General features: G+C 72.6%; 19 protein-coding genes. 10 read left to right on the top strand and 9 right to left on the bottom strand.

Features of this window, described 5'->3' with window-relative positions; genetic code table 11:
* The 3 genes from ACFQ9Z_RS19375 (at window position 1) to ACFQ9Z_RS19365 (ending at window position 3091) form a co-directional block, all read left to right on the top strand.
* Window positions 1-210, top strand: a complete 210-nt coding sequence (locus ACFQ9Z_RS19375; protein ID WP_383018830.1) for a DUF397 domain-containing protein — start codon at window positions 1-3, stop codon at window positions 208-210.
* A gap of 36 nt (window positions 211-246) precedes the next feature.
* Window positions 247-1503, top strand: coding sequence for a DUF1266 domain-containing protein (locus tag ACFQ9Z_RS19370; protein WP_383018827.1), 1257 nt, complete (start codon window positions 247-249; stop codon window positions 1501-1503).
* Window positions 1504-1732: 229 nt separating this feature from the next.
* A complete protein-coding gene (locus tag ACFQ9Z_RS19365) occupies window positions 1733-3091 on the top strand; it encodes a M14 family metallopeptidase (RefSeq protein ID WP_383018825.1) in 1359 nt (452 codons plus the stop codon).
* A gap of 57 nt (window positions 3092-3148) precedes the next feature.
* On the opposite strand, the gene ACFQ9Z_RS19360 is transcribed toward ACFQ9Z_RS19365, so the two are convergent.
* The 5 genes from ACFQ9Z_RS19360 to ACFQ9Z_RS19340 form a co-directional block, all read right to left on the bottom strand.
* Window positions 3149-3700, bottom strand: coding sequence for a hypothetical protein (locus ACFQ9Z_RS19360; protein WP_383018822.1), 552 nt, complete (start codon window positions 3698-3700; stop codon window positions 3149-3151).
* 74 nt (window positions 3701-3774) lie between these two features.
* Window positions 3775-5256, bottom strand: a complete 1482-nt coding sequence (locus tag ACFQ9Z_RS19355) for a GntP family permease (protein ID WP_383018819.1) — start codon at window positions 5254-5256, stop codon at window positions 3775-3777.
* Window positions 5257-5438: 182 nt separating this feature from the next.
* Window positions 5439-5849: a RidA family protein gene (locus ACFQ9Z_RS19350; RefSeq protein WP_383018816.1), complete on the bottom strand. Its 411-nt coding sequence runs from the start codon at window positions 5847-5849 to the stop codon at window positions 5439-5441.
* Window positions 5846-6610 carry an IclR family transcriptional regulator gene (locus ACFQ9Z_RS19345; RefSeq protein ID WP_383018813.1) on the bottom strand — a complete coding sequence of 255 codons (765 nt, stop codon included), beginning with the start codon at window positions 6608-6610 and terminating at the stop codon, window positions 5846-5848. The genes ACFQ9Z_RS19350 and ACFQ9Z_RS19345 overlap by 4 nt, the downstream gene beginning before the upstream one ends.
* Window positions 6607-7836, bottom strand: coding sequence for a sugar kinase (locus ACFQ9Z_RS19340; protein ID WP_383018810.1), 1230 nt, complete (start codon window positions 7834-7836; stop codon window positions 6607-6609). Before ACFQ9Z_RS19340 ends, ACFQ9Z_RS19345 begins: the two co-directional genes overlap by 4 nt.
* Before the next feature lie 112 nt (window positions 7837-7948).
* On the opposite strand from ACFQ9Z_RS19340, the gene ACFQ9Z_RS19335 reads away from it, so the two are divergent.
* Together ACFQ9Z_RS19335 and ACFQ9Z_RS19330 are read left to right on the top strand one after the other, a co-directional pair.
* Window positions 7949-9226, top strand: coding sequence for an amino acid deaminase (locus ACFQ9Z_RS19335; RefSeq protein WP_383018807.1), 1278 nt, complete (start codon window positions 7949-7951; stop codon window positions 9224-9226).
* Window positions 9227-9234: 8 nt separating this feature from the next.
* A complete protein-coding gene (locus tag ACFQ9Z_RS19330) occupies window positions 9235-10845 on the top strand; it encodes an amidohydrolase family protein (RefSeq protein ID WP_383018804.1) in 1611 nt (536 codons plus the stop codon).
* Between the two features lie 48 nt (window positions 10846-10893).
* On the opposite strand, the gene ACFQ9Z_RS19325 is transcribed toward ACFQ9Z_RS19330, so the two are convergent.
* Entirely contained in the window at window positions 10894-11727 is an 834-nt protein-coding gene (locus ACFQ9Z_RS19325; RefSeq protein ID WP_383018801.1) for a trypsin-like serine peptidase, read from the bottom strand.
* Window positions 11728-11939: 212 nt separating this feature from the next.
* Window positions 11940-12569: a hypothetical protein gene (locus ACFQ9Z_RS19320; protein ID WP_383018798.1), complete on the bottom strand. Its 630-nt coding sequence runs from the start codon at window positions 12567-12569 to the stop codon at window positions 11940-11942.
* Window positions 12570-12824: 255 nt separating this feature from the next.
* On the opposite strand from ACFQ9Z_RS19320, the gene ACFQ9Z_RS19315 reads away from it, so the two are divergent.
* Together ACFQ9Z_RS19315 and ACFQ9Z_RS19310 are read left to right on the top strand one after the other, a co-directional pair.
* Complete coding sequence (locus ACFQ9Z_RS19315) at window positions 12825-14036, top strand: pyridoxal phosphate-dependent aminotransferase (RefSeq protein WP_383018795.1); 1212 nt, start codon at window positions 12825-12827, stop codon at window positions 14034-14036.
* A gap of 127 nt (window positions 14037-14163) precedes the next feature.
* Window positions 14164-14583 (top strand): hypothetical protein, encoded by a 420-nt coding sequence (locus ACFQ9Z_RS19310; RefSeq protein WP_383018791.1) that lies wholly within the window; start codon window positions 14164-14166, stop codon window positions 14581-14583.
* Window positions 14584-14876: 293 nt separating this feature from the next.
* Here ACFQ9Z_RS19310 and ACFQ9Z_RS19305 read toward each other — a convergent pair whose 3' ends face one another.
* Window positions 14877-16709, bottom strand: a complete 1833-nt coding sequence (locus tag ACFQ9Z_RS19305; RefSeq protein ID WP_383018788.1) for a phosphoenolpyruvate carboxykinase (GTP) — start codon at window positions 16707-16709, stop codon at window positions 14877-14879.
* 292 nt (window positions 16710-17001) lie between these two features.
* Between ACFQ9Z_RS19305 and ACFQ9Z_RS19300 the strand changes: the two genes are divergently transcribed.
* The 3 genes from ACFQ9Z_RS19300 to ACFQ9Z_RS19290 all read left to right on the top strand — a co-directional run bounded on the left by ACFQ9Z_RS19300 (window position 17002) and on the right by ACFQ9Z_RS19290 (window position 19175).
* Window positions 17002-17715 (top strand): hemolysin III family protein, encoded by a 714-nt coding sequence (locus ACFQ9Z_RS19300; RefSeq protein ID WP_383018785.1) that lies wholly within the window; start codon window positions 17002-17004, stop codon window positions 17713-17715.
* A 61-nt stretch (window positions 17716-17776) separates the two neighbouring features.
* Window positions 17777-18409, top strand: a complete 633-nt coding sequence (locus ACFQ9Z_RS19295) for a TetR/AcrR family transcriptional regulator (protein ID WP_383018782.1) — start codon at window positions 17777-17779, stop codon at window positions 18407-18409.
* A 34-nt stretch (window positions 18410-18443) separates the two neighbouring features.
* Entirely contained in the window at window positions 18444-19175 is a 732-nt protein-coding gene (locus ACFQ9Z_RS19290; RefSeq protein WP_383018779.1) for a Mut7-C RNAse domain-containing protein, read from the top strand.
* 13 nt (window positions 19176-19188) lie between these two features.
* Here ACFQ9Z_RS19290 and ACFQ9Z_RS19285 read toward each other — a convergent pair whose 3' ends face one another.
* Window positions 19189-21219, bottom strand: a complete 2031-nt coding sequence (locus ACFQ9Z_RS19285) for a thioredoxin domain-containing protein (protein WP_383018776.1) — start codon at window positions 21217-21219, stop codon at window positions 19189-19191.
* Window positions 21220-21340: the final 121 nt, after the last annotated feature.

Below are 21340 nucleotides of genomic sequence, written 5' to 3'. Positions count from 1 at the left end.
ATGCGGACCCCCGACACATGGCGGAAGTCGTCCTTCTCCGGCGGGGGCCAGGGCGACGCCTGCGTCGAGATCGCCGAAGGCCCCACCCATATATCCGTCCGCGACTCCAAAGCCCCCGCCCGAGCCACCCTCACCTTCGCCGCCCCGTCGTTCACCCCCTTCATCGACGCTCTGAAGGCGCCGGCCGCCGACGCCGGTTCGGTCGAGTAGCCGTACAAAGACCCACAACTCGAGAGAGGCACACCCATGTCGTTCGGTCCGCCGCCCGCGGGGTTCGGGCCTGTCGTGCCGCCTGCCTGGACGCCGCCGACGGAGATCGAGCAGGCCTTGCTGGAGGCCAAGTCGCGCGAGGACTGGACGGCCTACTTCGACACCCTCGCGGACAGCCGGCTGTACTTCGAGATACGGCGTGACGCGGCGGATGCCGGGCCGAGCAGGCTGGTGCCCGTGTTCGGGCACGATCCCCGGGTGGCCGGCGGGCGGATATGGGCCGTGTACACGGAAGGGATGCTGCCCGCGCCGGATCCGCACCGGGTGCTCGACTGGCAGAAGCTCGGGTGGTTCGCCAAGGTGTGGGCGCCGACCGATCCGGCGATGATCGTGGTCAACCCGGGCACCCCGTGCGAGGCCTTCCTGCCCTCCGCGCCGCCGCACTCCGCCGTGTGGGCGCAGCACAGTGCGCGGGAGAGGGCTCCGCTGGACCGGGCCAGGGTGCTCACCCTTCGGGTCGGCGGTCCCCTGGAGGGGCTCGTCGCGCGCGGGCTGGCGTGCGGGGCGCTGCTGATCGTGCGGGACGGGATGGCGTGGAACGCGATGGCGTATCACGGGAACGGCTACCCGGCGGAGCGGCGGCTGCTGCGTGAGTGGTGGGGGGTCGGGAGCCGGGAGGAGTGGCAGGAGCAGCAACAGGCGCTGCTCGACCCCGACGGCGCCAATCCCGTCTGGGAGTTCGCCCTCAATCTGCGGCGGACCATCGCGCGTGACTTCGGTGGGCACGTCGACACCGGTTACTGGCGGGACACCGTAGCCCGGGTGCTGCGTGCGCGGGCCGACGGGGAGACCGTCATCACGCCGGACGGGGTGACCACCACGCCGACCGTTCCCGAGGCGGAGACCGAGGCGCGGATCAAGGGGGTGCAGCACCTCGTCGGCCGTATCACCCGGTACGAGGCCCGCTTCCGGGCCGACGGGATCCTGGACGGGAACGGCTACGTCGGCTCCGTCGACGCCTGGAACTTCGGGCGGGCCTCCGGCATGGCCCGCTGGGGGCTGGCGGCGCGGTACTGCTCGCTGCCGGAGGCGGAGTCCGCCGTCGTGGAGGCGGGCCGGGCCGCCGCGCGGTCGTACAAGTCGTGGCAGGACTTCGCCGCCGGGTACATCCTCGGGCGCTGTCTGCACTTCGACGACGAGGAGTTCGGGAAGTGGTACACGGACATGGTGGACGTCCACCGGGTCCTGATGTCCGATCCCGAGAGCCCCTGGCTCACCGTTTCCTTCAAGTGAGGCCGTAGCGGCGGCTCCGACGGGTTTCGGACGGAGCCCGCACCCCTGCAGACCCTCTCTTGACCTGATCATGCCAACGTCGGACGATGAGCGCCAGCCCCGCACAGCGGACTCACAGCTACCGGCTCCCCGTGTCCGCACCCGCACGTCGCACTGAAGCACCCCGGCTCCCAGCTCCACTCCCCCACTTCCGGCGACCCCGGAATCCCTGGAGACCCAAGGAGAGTTCATGCGACTTCGCATCCGCGGCTCCGGCGCGCGCGGCGGCAGGCGTACCGCCGCACTCGGCGCGCTGCTGGCCCTCGCTCTCGCCGCACCCGTCCCGGCCACCGCCACGCACGCCACCGCCGAGAGCGCCCGCAAGACCGCCCCGGCGTCCGGTGCGGACGTCCGGCAGTACGAGATCCATCGGAGTACGGATCCCGTGACGCGTACGGCCGTCCAGGCCACCGGTGTCACCGTCGACGAGGCCGGCGAGGAGACCGTGGTGGTCTCCGGACGGGCCGACCAGATCCGGCGGCTGCGCCGGCTCGGTTACGACGTCACCCCCCTGGGCTCCGCGCCCGACCGGGCCGGCGACCGCGGCGAGCAGCGGCTGTACGACTTCCCGAGCGCCGACTCGGAGTACCACAACTACGCCGAGGCGAACGCCGAGATCGACCAGCGGATCGCCGCCCACCCGGACATCATGAGCAAGCGGGTGATCGGGAAGTCGTACCAAGGCCGGGACATCGTCGCCGTCAAGGTCAGCGACAACGTGGGCACCGACGAGGACGAGCCGGAGGTGCTGTTCACCTTCCACCAGCACGCCCGCGAGCACCTGACCGTCGAGATGGCCCTGTACCTGCTGCGCGAGTTCGCCGCCGGGTACGGAAGCGACTCCCGGATCACGAATCTCGTCGACGGCCGGGAGATCTGGCTGATCCCCGACCTCAACCCGGACGGCGGCGAGTACGACATCGCCACCGGCTCGTACCGGTCGTGGCGTAAGAACCGGCAGCCCAACTCCGGTTCCTCGTACGTCGGGACCGACCTCAACCGGAACTGGGACTACAAGTGGGGCTGCTGCGGCGGGTCGTCGGGCTCGAAGTCGTCCGAGACCTACCGCGGTTCGGCCGCCGAGTCCGCGCCCGAGGTGAAGGTCGTGTCCGACTTCGTGCGCAGCCGGGTCGTCGGGGGCAGGCAGCAGATCAGGGCCGGCATCGACTTCCACACCTACAGCGAGCTGGTGCTCTGGCCGTTCGGGTACACCTACTCGGACACGGCGACCGGGATGACGGCGGACGACGCGGCCGCGTTCAAGGCCGTGGGACAGAAGATGGCGGCCAGCAACGGGTACACCCCCGAGCAGTCGAGTGATCTCTACATCACCGACGGGTCGATCGACGACTACCTGTGGGGCACGCAGAAGATCTTCGACTACACCTTCGAGATGTACCCGACCTCAAGCCGGGACGGCGGCTTCTACCCGCCCGACGAGGTGATCGAGCGGGAGACCTCCCGCAACAGGGACGCGGTGCTGCAACTGCTGGAGAACGCGGACTGCATGTACCGGTCCATCGGGAAGGCCGCCCAGTACTGCGGCTAGGGGTGTTCGCGTGGGACGGGGCGCCGGTTCCTTCCGGCACCCCCGTCCCACGCGGTCCTACGCCTCTTCGAAGTACGCGTCGAGCACCGCGTCCAGCTGGGTCTCCCACTCCTTGAAGCGGGACCTGGACGTCGCCTCGATCTCGATGGGGTACCAGCGGCGGTCCGGCGTGTGCACCGTGATGGTGAACCGCTTGCCGAAGCGGGCGGACTCCGTCTCGACCGCGGCGATCTCACCCCAGTGGAACTCGCAGGCCTCCTCGTCCAGGCGGAGGCGGACGCCGCGGCGGTCGGCCTCGAACCGGGCCCGGCGGTCGGCGGCCTCGAAGACGGGCGCGCCGTCCTCGGGTCCGCTCTCCTCGGCCGGTTCCTTCTCCGGCTCCGCGGACGCCGGTTCGGCGGACGCCTCCACGGGATCCGGGGTCGCCGGCTTCGCGTCCTCGGTGCCGGTCGCGGTGCCGGTACCGGCCGCAAGCCCGGCGTCCGCCGGTTCCGGTTCCGGTTCCGTCGCCGGTGCGGTGATCCCCGGGATGAAGGCCGGGTCGAAACCGGCGCCCTTGACGGGCTCGCCCTTCAGGGGCTGGCTGCTCGATCCTATGCGCTGGTCCACGGCGGCAGTATGGACGACATTCCTGTGCCGGAACCAGTCAGCTCGCTCTTCACATCGGTTCCCGCAGGTCACACTTACACGAACAGGCTCACCACCCCGGCCACCGCGAACCCGGCGACGGACAGCACCGATTCCAGGACCGTCCAGGTGCGCAGCGTGTCCCGCTCGGTGATGCCGAAGTACTTGGCGACCATCCAGAAGCCGCCGTCGTTGACGTGCGAGGCGAAGATGGAGCCGGCCGACACGGCCATGATGACGAGGGCGACGAAGGCCTGGGAGTGGTGGCCCTCGGTCAGCAGCGGGGCCACGATGCCGGCCGTGGTGACGATGGCGACCGTGGCCGAGCCCTGGGCCACCCGCAGCACCACCGAGATCAGATAGGCCAGCACGATCACCGGCAGGCCCACGCCGTCGAAGGTGTCCGACAGGGCCTGCGCCACCCCGCTCGCCTTGAGGACCGCGCCGAAGACACCGCCCGCGCCGACCACCAGCAGGATGTTTCCCACCGGCTTGAGCGACGAGGTGGACACCGCCTCCAGGGACTTGCGGGACCAGCCGCGCCGGATGCCGAGGAGGTAGTAGGCGAGCAGCAGGGCGAGGGTGAGGGCGACGAAGGGACTGCCCGCGAACTCCAGCACCGAGCGGCCCGCGGAGGGGTCGAGGGCGATGGAGGAGAAGGTGGCCGCGAGGATCAGCACCAGCGGCGTGCCGATGATGGTGAGGACCGTGCCGAGCGGCACCGGCTGCTCCTGCGGCCGCACGCCCTGCGCGCGCTGCTCGGCGAGGACGGCCTGCCGTGCCTCTTCGGAGGCCTCGACCATGTCCTGCGGTACGGCGACGAAGATCCGCCTGCCGATCCAGGCGGAGTACGCCCAGGCGGCCAGGACGGCGGGGACGCCGCAGACGATGCCCATGAGGACGACCCAGCCGAGCTGGACGTGCAGCAGGCCGGCGGCGGCGACCGGACCGGGGTGCGGCGGCAGGAACGCGTGGGTCATGGACAGGCCGGCGAGCAGCGGCAGGCAGTACAGCAGGATCGACCTGCCGCTGCGCTTGGCGGCGGCGTAGACGATCGGGGCGAGCACGAAGATGCCGACGTCGAAGAAGACCGGGATGCCGAAGATCAGGCCGGTCAGGCCCATGGCGAGGGGGGCGCGGCGCTCGCCGAACAGGCCGAGCAGGCGGGAGGCCAGCACCTCGGCGCCGCCGCTGACCTCCAGGATCGCGCCGAGCATGGTGCCGAGTCCGATGATGATCGCGACATGGCCGAGGATGCCGCCCATGCCGGACTCGATGGTGGAGACGGCGTCGGAGCGCTGGACCGTGCCGAAGAGCTCGGTGACCGAGAGGCCGGCCAGCAGGCCGACGGTTATGGAGACCGCCAGGAGGGCGACGAACGGCTGCAGCCGGACCTTGATGATCAGGAAGAGCAGCAGGACTATGCCGATGGCGGCGACGGTGAGGAGTCCGGCGGTGCCGTCGACCAGGAGGAGCAGGCCTCCGGTGTGGGGTGGGGCGGCGGGCGCGGGGGCGGATGCGGCGAGCGAATGGGACATACGGGGGTCCTCTTCGTGAATCCATACTGCTTTCGGGCAGGGGGGATCGCGGCTCGGCGCCGCGGGTGCGATGCCGAACCGTGTGCCGTGCGCGTGCTGGTGGTGCGAGGTGGGAGGGTGGCCGGAGGGCGGCCCCAGGGGCGGGAGTGCCGGCGCCGGAGGAGGGCGGCGCCGGGCCGGCGTCAGCCGAGGACGGCGAGGGCGTCGATCTCGACGAGGAGGCCGGGGGGCAGTCCGACGTAGACCGTGGTGCGGGCGGCGGGCGGCTGGGTGAGGTTCTGCTCGCCGAAGTAGGTGTTGTAGATGTCGTTCATCTCGGCGAAGTGGTCCACGTCGGTGAGGTAGACACGGATCATCATCACGTCGTCCCAGCCCGCGCCGCCCTCCTCGAGGATGGCCTTGACGTTGGCGAGGGTCTGCAGGGTCTGCTCGCGCAAGGTGGGACCGGCGGGCGTGGGGGGCTTGCCCTCCTCGGCGGGCAGGAAGCCGACCTGGCCGGCGACCTGGAGGATGTTGCCCTTCCTCACCCCGTGGGAGAACCTCGCGGGCGGGGTGGTGTGGGTCTTCGGGGTGAGCGCGGTCTTCTCGGTCATACGGGGGTGCCCTTCACTGGCGTTCTTCCGGAGTACTCGCCGCTGATCGCGTCCGCGGTACGGCGCACCTGCGGGAGCAGGGTGAGGAGTTCCTCGGCGGTGACGACGACGTTCGGCGCGGACACCGACATGGCGGCGACGACCCGGCCGTCGGCGCCGCGGACGGGGGCCGCGACGCAGTTGATGGACTCCTCGTGGCCACCGAGGTCGGTGGCCCAGCCCTGTTCGCGCACCTGCTCCAACTCCCGCAGGAACGCGGTGGCGTTGGGGGTGGAGCGGGGCGTGTAGAGGGGGTAGTCGAGCTGGTCCGCGAGGGCGCGGCGCTCGGGTTCGGGGAGGTCGGCGAGGAGGAGTTTCGCCACGGCCGCCACGGTGATGGCCACCGGCTTGCCGATCCGCGAGTACATCCGGACGGGGTAGCGGCTCTCCACCTTGTCGATGTAGAGCACCTCGTTCTCCTCGTGGACGGCGAGGTGCACGGTGTGGCCGCAGGCCTCGTTGAGCCGGACCAGGTGGGGGTGGGCGATCTCGCGGATGTCGAGGTTCTCCATCGCCTCCTGGGCGAGGGCGAAGAGGCGTGCGCCGAGCCGGTAGCGCTGGTCGGACTGGCGGTAGACCAGGCCGTGCTCGTGCAGGGTGCGCAGGAGTCGCAGGGCCGTCGACTTGTGGACGCCGAGGCGGTCGGCGACCTGACCGAGGTCGGCGGGGCCCTCGGCGAGCAGCGGCAGGATGCTCAGGGCGCGGTCGACGGTCTGACTCATGGGGTGTTCGCCTCCTCCGGGGCCCGCTCGGCCTGTGTCCAGCCGGGGCCGAGTCGAAGTCTCCCCCATGCCTCGTCGTCGAGGGCGGCCAGGCGGTCGGCGTGGCCGCGGCCGGGCGGGGCGGCGAGGTCGGCGGGGTTGGTGAGGGCGGCCGCCGCCATGAGGTGGCCGTGCCGCAGGCGGTGCTTCACCGGCAGGCCGCGGAGGGTGGCGGAGAGGAAGCCGGCCGCGAAGGCGTCACCGGCGCCGACGGGGGCGACGACGTCCACGTGCGGGGCCGGTTCGAAGACGGGCGGGGCTGGCTCGCAGGCGGGCGCAGCCGGCTCGCAGGCGGGCGGGTCCGTGGCGGGCCGCGGGACGCTCGCGGGGCTCGGAGCCGGGGCGCCGCAGCCCGCGCTGCCCCGCTCCCGGCTCCGGTCGGGCAAGGTGGCGCCCGTCGCCCCGGCGGCCGGGCCGCCCGCGGCCGGGCGGAGGAGCTCGCCCGCGCCGTCGCGCGTGAACGCCGTCGCGCCCTGTGCCGCCTGTTTGACGACCAGCAGGGCCGGTTCGGGGAGCAGGGCGCGGATCGCGGCCGGGCCGCCCGTGACGCCCCAGGTGTGCTCCGCCTCGTCCTCTCCCACGAACACGACGTCGGCGGCCCGGGCCAGTTCCAGCAGCACTCCGGCCCCGTCGGCGGCGGCCCACAGGCCCGGCCGGTGGTTGACGTCGAAGGAGATGAGCGGGCGGCCGGGACGGGGCGCCGTCAGTTCGCGCATCAGCTCCAGGCACTGCGGGGACAGCGCCGCGGTGATGCCGGACAGGTGCAGTACGCGGCCCGCGCGTACCGCCGTCAGGTCCGTGCCGGTCACGGACATCGCGGAGGCGGCCGAGCCGGCCCGGTAGTACGCCACCTCGTGCGCGTCGGTGGCCCGGTCGGCCGCCGTGCGGAAGTAGACGCCGGTGGGGCGGGCCGGGTCGGTGCGGACGGAACCGGTGTCGACGCCGTACCCGGCGATCCGCGCCACCAGGTGGTCCCCGAAGCCGTCCGCGCCCACCCGGCTCACCCAGCGCGTGGAGTGGCCGAGGGCGGCCAGTACGCAGGCCACGTTGGACTCCGCGCCGCCGATGCCCCGTTCGAAGGAGGGGACGTCGGCGAGGCGGCCCGGCCGGGTGGGCAGGAAGGCGACCATGGACTCCCCGAGCGTGACGACATCCACGACGTTCACGGTGGTGGGGCTCCTCGTCATCCTGGGGCCGCGGCTTTCGTTGACCCTGTGTCGGCCGAGATGCTAGACAGCACTGAGCGACATACGCAATGGGCGTTGCATAGGATGCAACGCACCGGATCAGGAGGGTCACATGCCCCGCGAAACCGGCACCGAAGCGCTCGCCCGTCTCGCCGAGGAACGGGTGGACCACCGCTTCAAGGGCCTCCCGCCGGACGCCGAGGGCCTGACCGTCGCCGAGCTGGCCGCCCAGCGCCGCAACCTCTTCACCGGCGGGTTCACCACGCCCGTCCTCGCGCTCTCCGCCGAGCGGCTGGAGCACAACCTGGCGCTCATGGGGACGTACGCCGAGCGGCACGGCCTCGCCTTCGCGCCGCACGGGAAGACCTCGATGGCCCCGCGGCTCTTCCAGCGGCAGATCGAGCACGGCGCCTGGGGCATCACGCTCGCGGTGCCGCACCAGGTGTGGGTGGCCCGGGCGTTCGGCGTCGAGCGGATCTTCCTGGCCAACGAGCTGGTGGACCCGGCCGCGCTGCGCCAGGTCGCCGGCGAGCTGGCGGCCGACCCGGGCTTCCGTTTCGTCTGCTACGTCGACTCCGTGCGCGGGGTCGGGCTGATGGACGCGGCCCTGCGCGGGGCCGCCCGCCCGGTGGACGTCGTGGTGGAGCTGGCCGCGGGCGAGGGGGCCCGTACCGGGGTGCGCACGGAGGCGGAGTGCGCGGCCGTCGCCGACGCCGTGGCCGCCGTACCAACCCTGCGCCTGGTCGGGGTCGCGGGGTACGAGGGTGAGGTGCCGCGGGCCGACACCGCGCGGGTGACGGCCTACCTGCGGCGGCTGACGGCGCTGGCCGCCGACTTCGACGGCAGCGGCCGGTTCGCCGGGGTGGACGAGATCGTGGTGAGCGCCGGCGGCAGCGCGTGGTTCGACGCGGTGGCCGACGTGTTCGCGGAGATCCCCGAACTGTCCGCTCCCGTGCTCAAGCTGCTGCGGTCGGGCGCCTACGTCTCGCACGACGACGGGCACTACCGCAGGCTCACCCCCTTCGCCCGCGTCCCCCAGGAGGGCGCGCTGGAGCCCGCGTTCCGGCTGTGGGCGCAGGTCGTCTCCCGGCCCTCCCCCGAGCAGGCCTTCGCCAACGCGGGCAAGCGGGACGCGGCCCACGACCTGGACCTGCCCGAGGCCCAGGTGGTGCGCCGGGACGGCGCCGAGCGCCCGGCCGACGGGGTCACCGTGACCGGCCTGTCCGACCAGCACGCCTGGCTGCGCACCACCGGGGACGCGGACCTGGAGGTCGGCGACTGGGTCGGCTTCGGCCTGTCCCACCCCTGCACGTCGTTCGACAAGTGGCAGCTCATCCCGCTGGCCGAGGCGGACGGGACGGTCGTCGACTACATCCGCACCTTCTTCTAGGGGGCATCGTGGAGGAGCTGGTCATCCGGGACGCGGACGTCGTCGACGGCAGCGGCGCGGACTCCTACCGCGCCGACGTGGTGGTCGACGGGGGCCGGATCGTCGCCGTCGTCAAGGAGGCCGCGGCGACCGGCTGCCAGCGGCCGCGGGCGCGCCGGGAGCTGGACGCGGAGGGCCTGGTCCTGGCCCCCGGCTTCATCGACATGCACGCCCACTCCGACCTGGCCCTGCTGCGCGACCCGGACCACAGCGCGAAGCTCGCCCAGGGCGTCACGCTGGAGGTCGTCGGACAGGACGGGCTGTCGTACGCGCCGGTGGACGACCGCACGCTGGAGGAGGTCCGCCGGGCGATCACCGGCTGGAACGGGTACGGGGACGACGTCGAGCTCGACTGGCGCACGGTCGGCGAGTACCTGGACCGCCTCGACCGGGGGATCGCCGTGAATGCGGCCTACCTGGTCCCGCAGGGCACGGTCCGCGCGCTGGCCGTCGGCTGGGAGGACCGCCCGGCGACCGGCCGGGAGCTTGAGCGCATGCGGCAGTTGGTGGCGGAGGGCCTGGAACAGGGCGCCGTCGGCCTGTCCTCCGGACTCACCTACACGCCCGGCATGTACGCCGACGACGCCGAACTGACCGAGCTGTGCCGGGTGGTGGCGGCCTACGGCGGCTACTACTGCCCGCACCACCGCTCCTACGGCGCCGGCGCCCTGGAGGCGTACGCCGAGATGGTGGAGCTGACCCGGAAGGCCGGCTGTGCGCTGCACCTGGCCCACGCGACGATGAACTTCGGCGTGAACCGGGGCCGCGCGCCCGAACTCCTCGCCCTGCTCGACCGGGCGCTGGACTCCGGCGCCGACGTCACCCTGGACAGCTACCCCTACACCCCCGGCTGCACCACCCTCGCCGCGCTGCTGCCGAGCTGGGCGGGCGCGGGCGGGCCGGAGCGGATCCTGGCCCGGCTCGGCGACCCGGCGACCGCCGGGCGGATCCGGCACGACCTGGAGGTCACCGGCTCGGACGGCTGCCACGGCGTGCCGGTGGAGTGGGACACGATCGAGATCTCCGGGGTGACCGTCCCGGCCCTGTCGGACCATGTCGGCCGTACCGTGCGGGAGTCGGCGGACGCGCGCGGCGAGGATCCCTGGACCACCGCCCGCCGGCTGCTCGTCGAGGACCGGCTCGGCACGACGATCCTCCAGCACGTCGGCCACGAGGAGAACGTCCGCGCGATCATGCGGCACCGCGCCCACACCGGCGGCTCCGACGGCATCCTGCGGGGCGCGAAGCCTCATCCGCGCGCCTACGGCACCTTCCCCCGCTATCTCGGGCACTACGTGCGGGAGTCGGGTGTGCTGACGCTGGAGGAGTGCGTAGCCCACCTCACCGGTCGGCCCGCGGCCCGGCTGCGGCTGCCGGACCGGGGTCTTGTGCGCGAGGGGTACCGCGCCGACCTGGTGCTGTTCGACCCGGACACCGTCGCCTCGGGCGCCACCTTCGCCGAGCCCCGGGTGCTCCCGGAAGGCATCCCGTACGTGCTGGTCGACGGCCGTTTCGCGATGGAGGAGGGCCGCCGCACCGACGTGCTGGCGGGCCGGTCGGTGCGCCGGACGCCGGTGTGAGCGCCCGGGCCGGGACACGGCCCGGGCGGGACACGGCCCCGGCCCCGGCTACGGCTTGGGCAGGGTGCAGCCGGACGCGCTGAGGTTCAGCTTGTTGCCGGTGGTGAAGCAGGCCGGGATGTTGTAGGTCTCCTCGGCGTAGTTGATGCCCTGCCGGACGGTGACGTTGCCGCTCTGGTCGACCTCGCAGGGGTTGTTCTCGGTGCAGCGCTGGCCGTCCTCGTTGCCGGTGTTGTTGACGGCGACGACCTTGCCGGTGGCGGTGTCGATGACCGGCGAGCCCGAGGTGCCGCCGATGGTGTCGCAGGCGGAGGTGTAGCGGACCGAGTCCTTCCAGGTCCAGTCGCCCTCCTTCAGGCGGTACACGAACCCGTCGATGTCGCAGCTGTAGATGCGCTTCCAGTAGCCGGAGACGACCTTGATGGCGGTGCCGGCGACCGGGTGGGTGTCCTGCACGGTGAGCGGGCTGATGCCGTAGGAGTTCCTGATCGCCGCGTAGGTGGTGGTGGTGCGGTAGATCGTGACGTCGGTGTCCGTCATGGTCGAGTAGACGACCTGGTTGGCGCGGAGCGTCGCCACCTTGGTACCGGAGGAGTTCAGCAGGCCGAAGGTACGGCTGGAGGACTGGCCGGTGATGACCTGGCCGGGCGAAGGGAAGCCGGTCTCCAGGCAGTGGCCGTTGGTCAGCACGAGCGCCGGGTCGGTGTCCGCGGAGCCGGGGAAGCGGATGACGGAGCCGGAGCAGTTGCTGAGCGAGACGGTGCCGGCGAAGTTGACGGTCACCGCGGCGGCCGCTTCGGGCCTCGGCGCGGCGGCCGCCGGGGTCGCGCCCAGCCCGGCGATGGCCAGGGAGGAGAGCGCGGCCAGGAGAGGCTTGTTCATGTGGGGGTCCCCTCTTACGACTTGGGCGACCGGAGATCTTCCGGTCGCCTCGCGTATTTGTCATGAGCATTCTCATGAGAGGGGCGTGCGGGGGCAAGCAGTTGTGTGCGACGACGTGTCCGCCTGGGGCATACGCGCACGTTTGTCGGACGGCGGGCCGCAACTCACCGGCGATCACTACCCACTTGGCGGCGACCTACGGCCGCCTGCCGCTACCGGGGGCGCTTCGTCGCGCCGTGGCCGTGCCCCCGGCCGCCGCCCGGGGTGCCCCAGCCGGACTCCGTCGGCGTGGCGGACGAGGGCGTGGGCGTCGGGCCGGCGGTGACGGCGGAGGCCGTGGCGGCCGGGGAGCCGGGCGCGGCGGACGTGGCGGACGTGGCGGATACCGTGGGGCGGCCGGTGGCGGTGGCCGCCGGACCGTCCGCGACGGGCGCGGTGGACGACGGCGTCACGGGCAGTTTCGACCCGGCGGCGGGCGGGCTCGACGCGGGGCCGGAGGAGTCCGCGGGGATGGTCGCGGCGCCGGGGACGCGTGCGGGCCCGTCGCTCGCGGGACGCGCTCCGGACGGCGCGCCGTCCGGCCAGGCGAGCACCGCGATCAGCGCCGCCGCGCCGGCCGCGCCGAGACCGCCGGCGAGGACCGCCGTCCGGCGGCGGGCGGGCGCCTGCCGCTTGCGCCGCCGGTCCCGGCGGCCGCCGGCCTCCCCGCCCGCGCCCGGCGCGGGCGGGGACAGCGCGGGCAGCTCACGGGTCTCGTCGTAGGCGTTCTGCCAGCCGTGCGCGACGGCGGGGTCGGCGTACTCGTCGTACGACGGGGCCGGGGCCGTCCCTGGGTGGTACACGTTCGGCTGAACCTGCGGCCCGCCGTCGCCACCGTGCGCCTCGTACAACCCCAGTCCTCCCCTTGCCCTGCCGTTTCCGCGCCGCCCCCTGTCGCACCAGGCACATCAGCGGCCCCGGCGCACCGGCATCGCGGCGCATTCTAGGGAGGCGGGCGACTTCTGGGACAGCTACCGCCGATAACGAGGCAATCCAGACCGTCTCAAGTGGCGGAAGACACCACCCGTGAGCCGTTACCGGGTCGTAAGCTCACGGGCATGCAGGTGATCCAGTCGACCAAGCTCGCCAACGTCTGTTACGAGATCCGGGGCCCGGTTCTCGAGGAGGCGATGCGCCTGGAGGCGGCCGGGCACCGCATCCTGAAGCTCAACACCGGCAACCCGGCCGCGTTCGGCTTCGAGTGCCCGCCGGAGATCCTCGAGGACATCCTGCGCAACGTCTCCGGCGCCCACGGCTACGGCGACGCCAAGGGCCTGCTGGCCGCCCGGCGCGCGGTCGTGATGCACAACCAGACCATCGGCATCGAGACGGACGTCGAGCACGTCTACATCGGCAACGGCGTCTCCGAGCTGATCGTGATGGCGATGCAGGGCCTGCTGGACGACGGCGACGAGGTGCTCGTGCCGGCGCCGGACTACCCGCTGTGGACGGCGGCGGTCTCGCTGTCCGGCGGCACGGCCGTGCACTACCGCTGCGACGAGCAGTCCGACTGGATGCCCGACCTCGCCGACGTCGAGCGCAAGGTCACCGACCGCACCAAGGCGATCGTCATCATCAACCCGAACAACCCCACGGGCGCGGTGTACGACGAGGCGGTGCTCAAGGGCCTGACCGACATCGCCCGCCGGCACAACCTGCTGGTCTGCTCGGACGAGATCTACGACAAGATCCTCTACGACGGCGCCACCCACACCCCGACCGCGAAGGTCGCTCCCGACCTGCTGACCCTGACCTTCAACGGCATGTCCAAGGCCTACCGGGTGGCCGGCTACCGCGTCGGCTGGATGTCGATCTCCGGCCCGCGCGCCCACGCCGACTCCTACATCGAGGGCCTGACCATCCTGGCGAACATGCGCCTGTGCGCGAACATGCCGGGCCAGCACGGGGTCGTGGCCGCGCTCAGCGGCCGGCAGACGATCAACGAGCTGGTGCTGCCGGGCGGACGCCTGAAGGAGCAGATGGACGTCGCCTACGAGCTGCTGACCCAGATCCCCGGCGTGAGCTGCGTCCGGCCCAAGGGCGCCCTGTACCTCTTCCCGCGCCTCGACCCCCAGGTCTTCAAGATCAGGGACGACCGGCGGATGGTGCTGGACCTGCTGCGCCAGGAGAAGATCATGGTCGTCCAGGGCACCGGGTTCAACTGGCCGGAGCCGGACCACTTCCGGGTGGTGACCCTGCCGAGCGCCGGCGACCTCCGGGACGCGGTGACCCGGATCGGGACCTTCCTGGACGGCTACGGGCAGCCCTAGGGCCGCTCACCGGCCTCCCTGCGCCCCGCCGGCGGCAGCCGGGGGACCGCGGCTCGTGACGCGACTCAACTTTAGACGAAATCCAAGCTAGGATGGCTTCCTGTCAGCGCACAGGAGGCCATCCCCCATGTACGAGCCGATCCGCACCAAGTCGGTCCACAGCACGATGGCCGGCGAACCTTCCGACTTCCCCCACCGTTCGCGCGAGGAGGAGCTGGACATCCAGCTCGCCGGTCATCTCGCCGCCCTGCTCGCCGTCACCGACGACCTGCGCGCCCTGACCCCCTCCGCCGACCTCGAGGCGGCCGCCGAGCGGCTCGCCGGCCAGGTGTCCCGGCTGCGCGGCGGGCGGGCGCCGCTGCGCGCCCAGCCGTCCGCCGCCGGCGAGGCCACGGGACTGCACCGGCGGGCGCACGCCCTCGCGGGCCGCGCGCTGGTGGTCGCCGCCTCCCGCGCCGACACGGCGGCGGCGATCCTGTCGGCCGAGCGGATGGACGCGCACGCCGCCGCCCTGGCCGGGCCGAAGGCGCTCAGCCAGGCCCGCTGACCCCGCCCGGGGTCCCCGAACGGCCCCGGTCCGCGCGCACCCTGCAGCGACGCGCGGACCGGGCGCCACAACACCTCCCCCGGCCCGCCCGGGCTCGGCGCCGGAGGCCCCCGGCCGGGCCGGGGGCCCCGCGGCCGGGGTCGCTCGCGCCCGCGGCCCGCGCGGGGGCGAGACAGCGCGACGGGGCCCCGCACGTCTTTGTGCGGGGCCCCGTCGGGGTTGTCACCACGGCCGGCCGTGACGATCGCTGGTCAGGGCATCCGGACCGGCCGTGGAGTCATGGGGTGCGGGTCTCAGCCCAGGCGCTGCACCAGCGCGCGGTACTGGTCCCACAGTTCCTTCGGCGTGTGGTCGCCGAAGGTGTCGAGGTGCTCGGGGATCAGGGAGGCCTCCTCGCGCCAGACCTCCTTGTCGACCGTGAGCAGGAAGTCCAGGTCGGCGTCGGACAGGTCGAGGCCCTTGGTGTCCAGCGCCTCCTTGGTCGGCAGGATGCCGATCGGGGTCTCGACTCCCTCGGCCCGGCCGTCCAGCCGGTCCACGATCCACTTCAGCACGCGGCTGTTCTCGCCGAAGCCGGGCCAGACGAACTTGCCCTCGTCGTTCTTGCGGAACCAGTTGACGTAGTAGATCTTCGGCAGCTTGGACTGGTCCTTGTCCTTGGCCACGTCGACCCAGTGACCCATGTAGTCGCCCATGTTGTAGCCGCAGAACGGCAGCATGGCGAACGGGTCGCGGCGGAGCTCGCCGACCTTGCCCTCGGCGGCGGCGGTCTTCTCGGAGGCCACGTTGGCGCCCAGGAAGACACCGTGGTTCCAGTCGAAGGACTCCGTCACCAGCGGCACCGCGCTGGCCCGGCGGCCGCCGAAGAGGATCGCCGAGATCGGCACGCCCCTGGGGTCCTCCCACTCCGGCGCGATGATCGGGCACTGCGCGGCCGGGGTGGTGAAGCGGGCGTTGGGGTGTGCGGCGGGCGTCCCGGACCCGGGCGTCCAGGAGTTGCCCTTCCAGTCGGTGAGGTGGGCCGGGGTCTCCTCCGTCATGCCCTCCCACCACACGTCGTTGTCGTCGGTGAGCGCCACGTTGGTGAAGACCGAGTTGCCCCACAGCGTCTTCATCGCGTTGGCGTTGGTGTGCTCGCCGGTGCCGGGGGCGACACCGAAGAAGCCGGCCTCCGGGTTGATCGCGTACAGGCGGCCGTCCTCGCCGAAGCGCATCCAGGCGATGTCGTCGCCGATGGTCTCCACGGTCCAGCCGGAGATCGTCGGCTCGAGCATGGCGAGGTTGGTCTTGCCGCACGCGCTCGGGAAGGCGGCGGCGACGTACTTGGACTCGCCCTGCGGCGGGGTGAGCTTGAGGATCAGCATGTGCTCGGCCAGCCAGCCCTCGTCACGGGCCATGACGGAGGCGATGCGCAGCGCGTAGCACTTCTTGCCGAGCAGGGCGTTGCCGCCGTAGCCGGAGCCGTAGGACCAGATCTCACGGTCCTCGGGGAAGTGGGAGATGTACTTGGTGGAGTTGCACGGCCAGGGCACGTCCTCCTGGCCCGGCTCCAGCGGGGCGCCGACGGTGTGCACGGCCTTGACGAAGAAGCCGCTGTCGCCGAGCTCGTCGAGGACCGGCTGTCCCATGCGGGTCATGGTGCGCATGGAGACCGCGACGTAGGCGGAGTCGGTGATCTCGACGCCGATCGCGGAGAGCGGGGAGCCCAGCGGGCCCATGCAGAACGGGACGACGTACATCGTCCGGCCCTTCATCGAGCCGCGGAAGATGCCGCCCTCGCCGCCGGAGCCCTGGAATATCTCCCGCATCTCGGCCGGGGCCTTCCAGTGGTTGGTCGGGCCGGCGTCCTTCTCCTCGGCGGAGCAGATGAAGGTCCGGTCCTCGACGCGGGCGACGTCGGTGGGGTCGGAGGCCGCGTAGTAGGAGTTGGGGCGCTTGATCGGGTCGAGCTTGCGGAAGGTGCCCTTCTGGACGAGCTCCTCGCACAGCCGCTCGTACTCGGCCTCGGATCCGTCACACCAGACCACGCTGTCCGGCTGCGTCAGTTCGGCGATCTCGTTGACCCACGAGACCAGTTCCTGGTGGTTGGTGGGGATACCGGTGGGAGCCGCGATGTCGCGCGCCACGATTGCTCCTAGATGAGGGATTTTTTGTCTTGTCGCCCCGTGGGGGCCGCGACCCGGATGCTTCACAGTCTCGACTGCCTGGCGCTCATCCGGTGCCGACCGCACTCATTTGATCATCCGATTCTAGTGCCCATCTGTCCAGAGGGCATCACAGGTGAGCGACGTGAGGAAAGCCACGGTTACCGCGGTTCTTTGCGTACACATGAAGTTCGACAGAAGGACTTTTTGCGTTGGGGCGCTCACGGGGGCGCGCTGACACGCGACTTACGGGGCCGTAGGTACCATGCCGGGCATGACTGCGCCTGTCCCCGACGCGCCCACGGACACGCCGGCCGCCGGCCACGGTCCCGTGGCGCTCTCCCTGCCGCACCCGGTCAAGCCGAGGCTGCGCGGCTGGCTGCACCTCGGCATGTTCCCCGCCGTACTCGTCGCGGGCCTCGTGCTCACCGCGCTCGCCGACTCCAGCAGGGGCCGGATCGCCTGCGGCATCTACGCCCTGACGGCCTGCCTCCTCTTCGGCGTGAGCGCGCTCTACCACCGGGGCAACTGGAGCCCGCGGATGGACGGCGTCCTGCGCCGCCTGGACCACGCCAACATCTTCCTGATCATCGCGGGCACCTACACGCCGCTGGCCATGCTGCTCCTGCCGGGCGCCAAGGGTCAGTGGCTGCTGTGGGGCATCTGGGCGGCGGCCGCCGCCGGCATCGTCTTCCGCGTCTTCTGGGTCGGCGCCCCGCGCTGGCTGTACACGCCCTGCTACATCGCGATGGGCTGGGCGGCCGTCTTCTTCCTGCCCGACTTCATGCGCACCGGCGGCATCGCCGTCCTGGTCCTGGTCGTCGTCGGCGGCCTGCTGTACAGCGCCGGCGGCGTGGTCTACGGCATCAAGCGGCCGAACCCCTCACCGCGCTGGTTCGGCTTCCACGAGGTCTTCCACGCCTTCACCCTCGCCGCGTTCGCCGTCCACTACGCCGGCATCTCCCTGGTGGCGTACCAGCACGCGTAGGCGCCTGCCGGGCCGCCGCGCGGATGGTCACCCCCTTGCCGGATGCCGGACAATGACCCGCATGACGGCAGCACCCTCCCCCCTCTCCCCCGCCGGCCGTCCCCGGCCGGGCCTGCGCGAACGCAAGAAGATCAAGACGCGCGAGGCGATCCGCGCCGCGACGTACGCGCTGGTCGAGGAGCAGGGGTACGAGGCCACGACGATCGAGCAGATAGCCGGGCGGGCCGAGGTGTCGCCGTCGACCGTCTTCCGCTACTTCCCGACCAAGGAGGACATCGTCCTCACGGACGAGTACGGCCCGCTGCTGGTGCGGGAGTTGCGGTCCCGGCCGGCCGGCGAGCCGTGGACGGACTCGCTGCGGTACGCGATGGACAGGGTCATCGACGCGATGACGCGGGAGGACCCCGAGGTGCTGCGGACGCGGGCGCACCTCGGCGTCCGGGTCCCCGCCGTCCGCGCCCGGATGGTGGAGAGCGTGTCGCGCACCGGGCGCCTGCTGCGCGGCGCCCTCGCCGAGCGGACCGGTCTCGACCCGGACGGCCTGGAGGCGCGCGTCCACGCGATGTCCCTGGCCGGCGGCATGATGGAGGTCTGCATGGCCTGGGCGGAGAACGACTTCGAGGGTGATCTGCGCGACCTCGCGCGGCGGGCGCTGGACGTCCTGGAGCACGGTCTGCCCACCGGAGGACCCTGAGCCCGGGCGCTCCGCGGCGTGACATCCTGACCGGGTGAACGGTCCCGAGATCCACGTCGAGTTCGCCTCGGCCCTGGCCCTGTTCCTGCCGAGCGGACGGCGCGGGGGACCCATCGCCATCGCCACCGACGGCGTCTCGTCCCTCGGTCACGTCGTCGAGTCGGCGGGCGTCCCGCTGACCGAGGTCGGGTCCCTGCGGGTCGGCGGCCGCGAGGTGCCGGCCGGGTACGTCCCCGTCGCCGGCGACTCGGTGGAGGTCCGCCCCGTCGTACGCCCCCAGCGGGTACCCGGCGCCCCGCTCCGCTTCCTCCTCGACGTCCACCTCGGCACCCTCGCCCGCCGGCTGCGCCTGCTCGGCGTGGACGCGGCGTACGAGTCGACCGACATCGGCGACCCGGCGCTGGCCGCGCGCTCGGCCGCCGAGAGGCGGGTCATGCTCAGCCGCGACCGGGGCCTGCTGCGCCGCCGCGAGCTGTGGGCCGGGGCGTACGTGTACAGCACCCGCCCCGAGGAGCAGCTCCGCGACGTCCTCGAACGCTTCGCCCCCGGCCTGCGCCCCTGGAGCCGCTGCACCGCCTGCAACGGCCTGCTGGCCGAGGCCACCAAGGAGGAGGTCGCCGACCAGCTCCAGCACGGCACCCGGCGCACCTACGACGTCTTCGCCCGGTGCGGCGACTGCGGCCGCGCCTACTGGAAGGGCGCGCACCACGACCAGCTGGAGGCCATCGTGGAGCGCGCCCTCGCGGAGTTCAGCGGCCGGTCCTGACGCCGCCCGGCGCTCAGCCGGTGTTCAGCGCCCGGCCCAGCCGCCCGGGGTCCGTCGTCGGGGCGTCGCAGGTGAAGTTCCGGCAGACGTAGGCGGCCGGCCGGCCGTCCACCAGCGGGCGGTCGGCGAGCAGCGGGAACTCCTCGCCGCCGGGGGGCCCGGCCGCGACCACCGCGCCCGGCGCGGTGCCGAGGAGCGCGGTGCGGTGCAGGAGCGCCGTCGCCTCGTCCGTGAGGGACGGGCCGACCACCGCCACCTCCCGGGGCCCGTCGAGCAGCGCCTCGGCGACGGCCAGCCCCCAGCCGATGAACCGGGGCACCCGCGGGCCCAGCGCCCCGACGACGCCGAGCGCCCGCTCGGCGGCGGTGCGGTGGGCCTCGGAGCCGGTGTGGGCGGCGTAACCCAGCAGGGCGCCCGCCGCGGCGCTCCAGCCGGACGGGGTGGCGTTGTCGGTGGGGTCCTGCGGCCGGCGGATGAGCTGCTCGGCGTCGACGGCGGTGTCGTACAGGGCGCCGCCGTCGGGGTCGCCGAAGCGGGCCGGCACCTGGTCGAGGAGCAGCCCGGCGAAGTCGAGCCACGCCCCCTCCCCGGTCACGGAGGCGAGCGCCAGGAAACCCTCGGCGACGTCGGCGTAGTCCTCCAGCACCCCGGCGTTGGGCCCCACCCGGCCGTCCCGGCTGGTGCGGGCGAGGTGGGCGTGCTCGTCCAGGTGCACCCGGACCAGCAGGTCGGCGGCCGCGACGGCAGCCCTGACCAGGTCGGGCCGGTCGAAGTAGGCGCCTGTCTCGGCGAGCGCGGCGATCGCCAGCCCGTTCCAGGCGGCGACGACCTTGTCGTCCCGGCCGGGGGCGGGCCGCCGCTCCCGCCGGGCCAGCAGGCGCTCCTTGACCGACGCCACCTGCTCGGCGTCGAACACACCCTCGGTCTGCGGCAGTTGCAGCACCGACCGGCCGTGCTCGAAGGTGCCCTCCTCGGTCACGCCGAAGTACTGCTCGGCGAGTGCGGCCTCCTCGCCGAGCACCTCGCGCAGCTCCTGGGGCGTCCAGACGTAGTAGGCGCCCTCGACATGGCGCCCGGTCCCGTCGTCGCTGTCCGCGTCGAGGGCCGAGGCGAACCCGCCTTCACCGGTGCGCAGTTCGCGGACCATGAAGTCGGCGGTCTCCAGCGCGACCCGCCGGGCGAGACCGGAGCCCGTCGCCCGCCACAGGTGCGCGTACACCCGGCACAGCAGGGCGTTGTCGTACAGCATCTTCTCGAAGTGCGGCACGACCCAGTCGCGGTCCACGGAGTAGCGGGCGAAGCCGCCGCCGAGCTGGTCGTAGATCCCCCCGCGCGCCATCCGCTCACAGGTGTCGGACGCCATCTGCAGGGCGCCCTCGGCGCCGGTGCGCGCGTGGTGGCGCAGCAGGAACTCCAGCACCATCGACGGCGGGAACTTCGGCGCACCGCCGAATCCGCCGCGCTGCGGGTCGTACTCCCGGGTGAGCGCGAGCAGCGCCTGGGCGAGTTCCTGCTCGCCGGGCGGCCGGGCGGCCTGGGGTGCCAGCTCCCGCTGGGAGAGGTCCCGCACGATCTTGCGCGCGACCTCGGCCACCTCGCCGCGCCGGTCGGCCCAGGCCCGCTGGACGCCCTCAAGCACCTGCCGGAAGGAGGGCATGCCGTGCCGGGGCTCGGGCGGGAAGTAGGTGCCGAAGTAGAAGGGCTCGGCGTCCGGGGTCAGGAACACGGTCATGGGCCAGCCGCCCTGACCGGTGGCGGCCTGCACGGCCTCCATGTAGACGGCGTCGACGTCGGGGCGTTCCTCGCGGTCGACCTTGACGCTGACGAAGTGCTCGTTCAGGTAGTCGGCCGTGGCCTGGTCCTCGAACGATTCACCGGCCATGACGTGGCACCAGTGACACGACGAGTATCCGACCGACAGCAGAACGGGGACGTCACGCCGTCGCGCCTCGTCGAAAGCCTCCGGCGACCAGGTCCACCAGTCGACCGGATTGTCGGCGTGCTGAAGCAGGTAAGGCGAGGTCACACCAGCCAACCGGTTCATACCCCCCACCCTCTCACAGCGCCCCGCCCCGTCGGTGGGGCCCGCGCGGGGGTGTCCGCACGCCGCCCCGGGCGGGCGCGGGCACCCGGCGGCACGCAACCCCGCACGGGTGAGAAAGGCG

Source organism: Streptomyces sp. NPDC056580 (genome assembly GCF_042793175.1).
In the GTDB taxonomy this organism is placed as follows: domain Bacteria; phylum Actinomycetota; class Actinomycetes; order Streptomycetales; family Streptomycetaceae; genus Streptomyces.
Note: the sequence above shows the minus strand (reverse complement) of the source record. Positions and strands in the feature narration are given on the sequence as shown.

Excerpts from the sequence above, each read along its gene's own strand:
- ACFQ9Z_RS19315 (WP_383018795.1), top strand. The coding sequence starts at position 12,825 with ATGCAGGTGATCCAGTCGACCAAGCTCGCCAACGTCTGTTACGAGATC.
- ACFQ9Z_RS19375 (WP_383018830.1), top strand. The coding sequence starts at position 1 with ATGCGGACCCCCGACACATGGCGGAAGTCGTCCTTCTCCGGCGGGGGC.
- ACFQ9Z_RS19350 (WP_383018816.1), bottom strand. The coding sequence starts at position 5,849 with ATGACCGAGAAGACCGCGCTCACCCCGAAGACCCACACCACCCCGCCC.
- ACFQ9Z_RS19310 (WP_383018791.1), top strand. The coding sequence starts at position 14,164 with ATGTACGAGCCGATCCGCACCAAGTCGGTCCACAGCACGATGGCCGGC.
- ACFQ9Z_RS19335 (WP_383018807.1), top strand. The coding sequence starts at position 7,949 with ATGCCCCGCGAAACCGGCACCGAAGCGCTCGCCCGTCTCGCCGAGGAA.
- ACFQ9Z_RS19340 (WP_383018810.1), bottom strand. The coding sequence starts at position 7,836 with ATGACGAGGAGCCCCACCACCGTGAACGTCGTGGATGTCGTCACGCTC.
- ACFQ9Z_RS19345 (WP_383018813.1), bottom strand. The coding sequence starts at position 6,610 with ATGAGTCAGACCGTCGACCGCGCCCTGAGCATCCTGCCGCTGCTCGCC.
- ACFQ9Z_RS19370 (WP_383018827.1), top strand. The coding sequence starts at position 247 with ATGTCGTTCGGTCCGCCGCCCGCGGGGTTCGGGCCTGTCGTGCCGCCT.
- ACFQ9Z_RS19285 (WP_383018776.1), bottom strand. The coding sequence starts at position 21,219 with ATGAACCGGTTGGCTGGTGTGACCTCGCCTTACCTGCTTCAGCACGCC.
- ACFQ9Z_RS19365 (WP_383018825.1), top strand. The coding sequence starts at position 1,733 with ATGCGACTTCGCATCCGCGGCTCCGGCGCGCGCGGCGGCAGGCGTACC.
- ACFQ9Z_RS19295 (WP_383018782.1), top strand. The coding sequence starts at position 17,777 with ATGACGGCAGCACCCTCCCCCCTCTCCCCCGCCGGCCGTCCCCGGCCG.
- ACFQ9Z_RS19325 (WP_383018801.1), bottom strand. The coding sequence starts at position 11,727 with ATGAACAAGCCTCTCCTGGCCGCGCTCTCCTCCCTGGCCATCGCCGGG.
- ACFQ9Z_RS19355 (WP_383018819.1), bottom strand. The coding sequence starts at position 5,256 with ATGTCCCATTCGCTCGCCGCATCCGCCCCCGCGCCCGCCGCCCCACCC.
- ACFQ9Z_RS19300 (WP_383018785.1), top strand. The coding sequence starts at position 17,002 with ATGACTGCGCCTGTCCCCGACGCGCCCACGGACACGCCGGCCGCCGGC.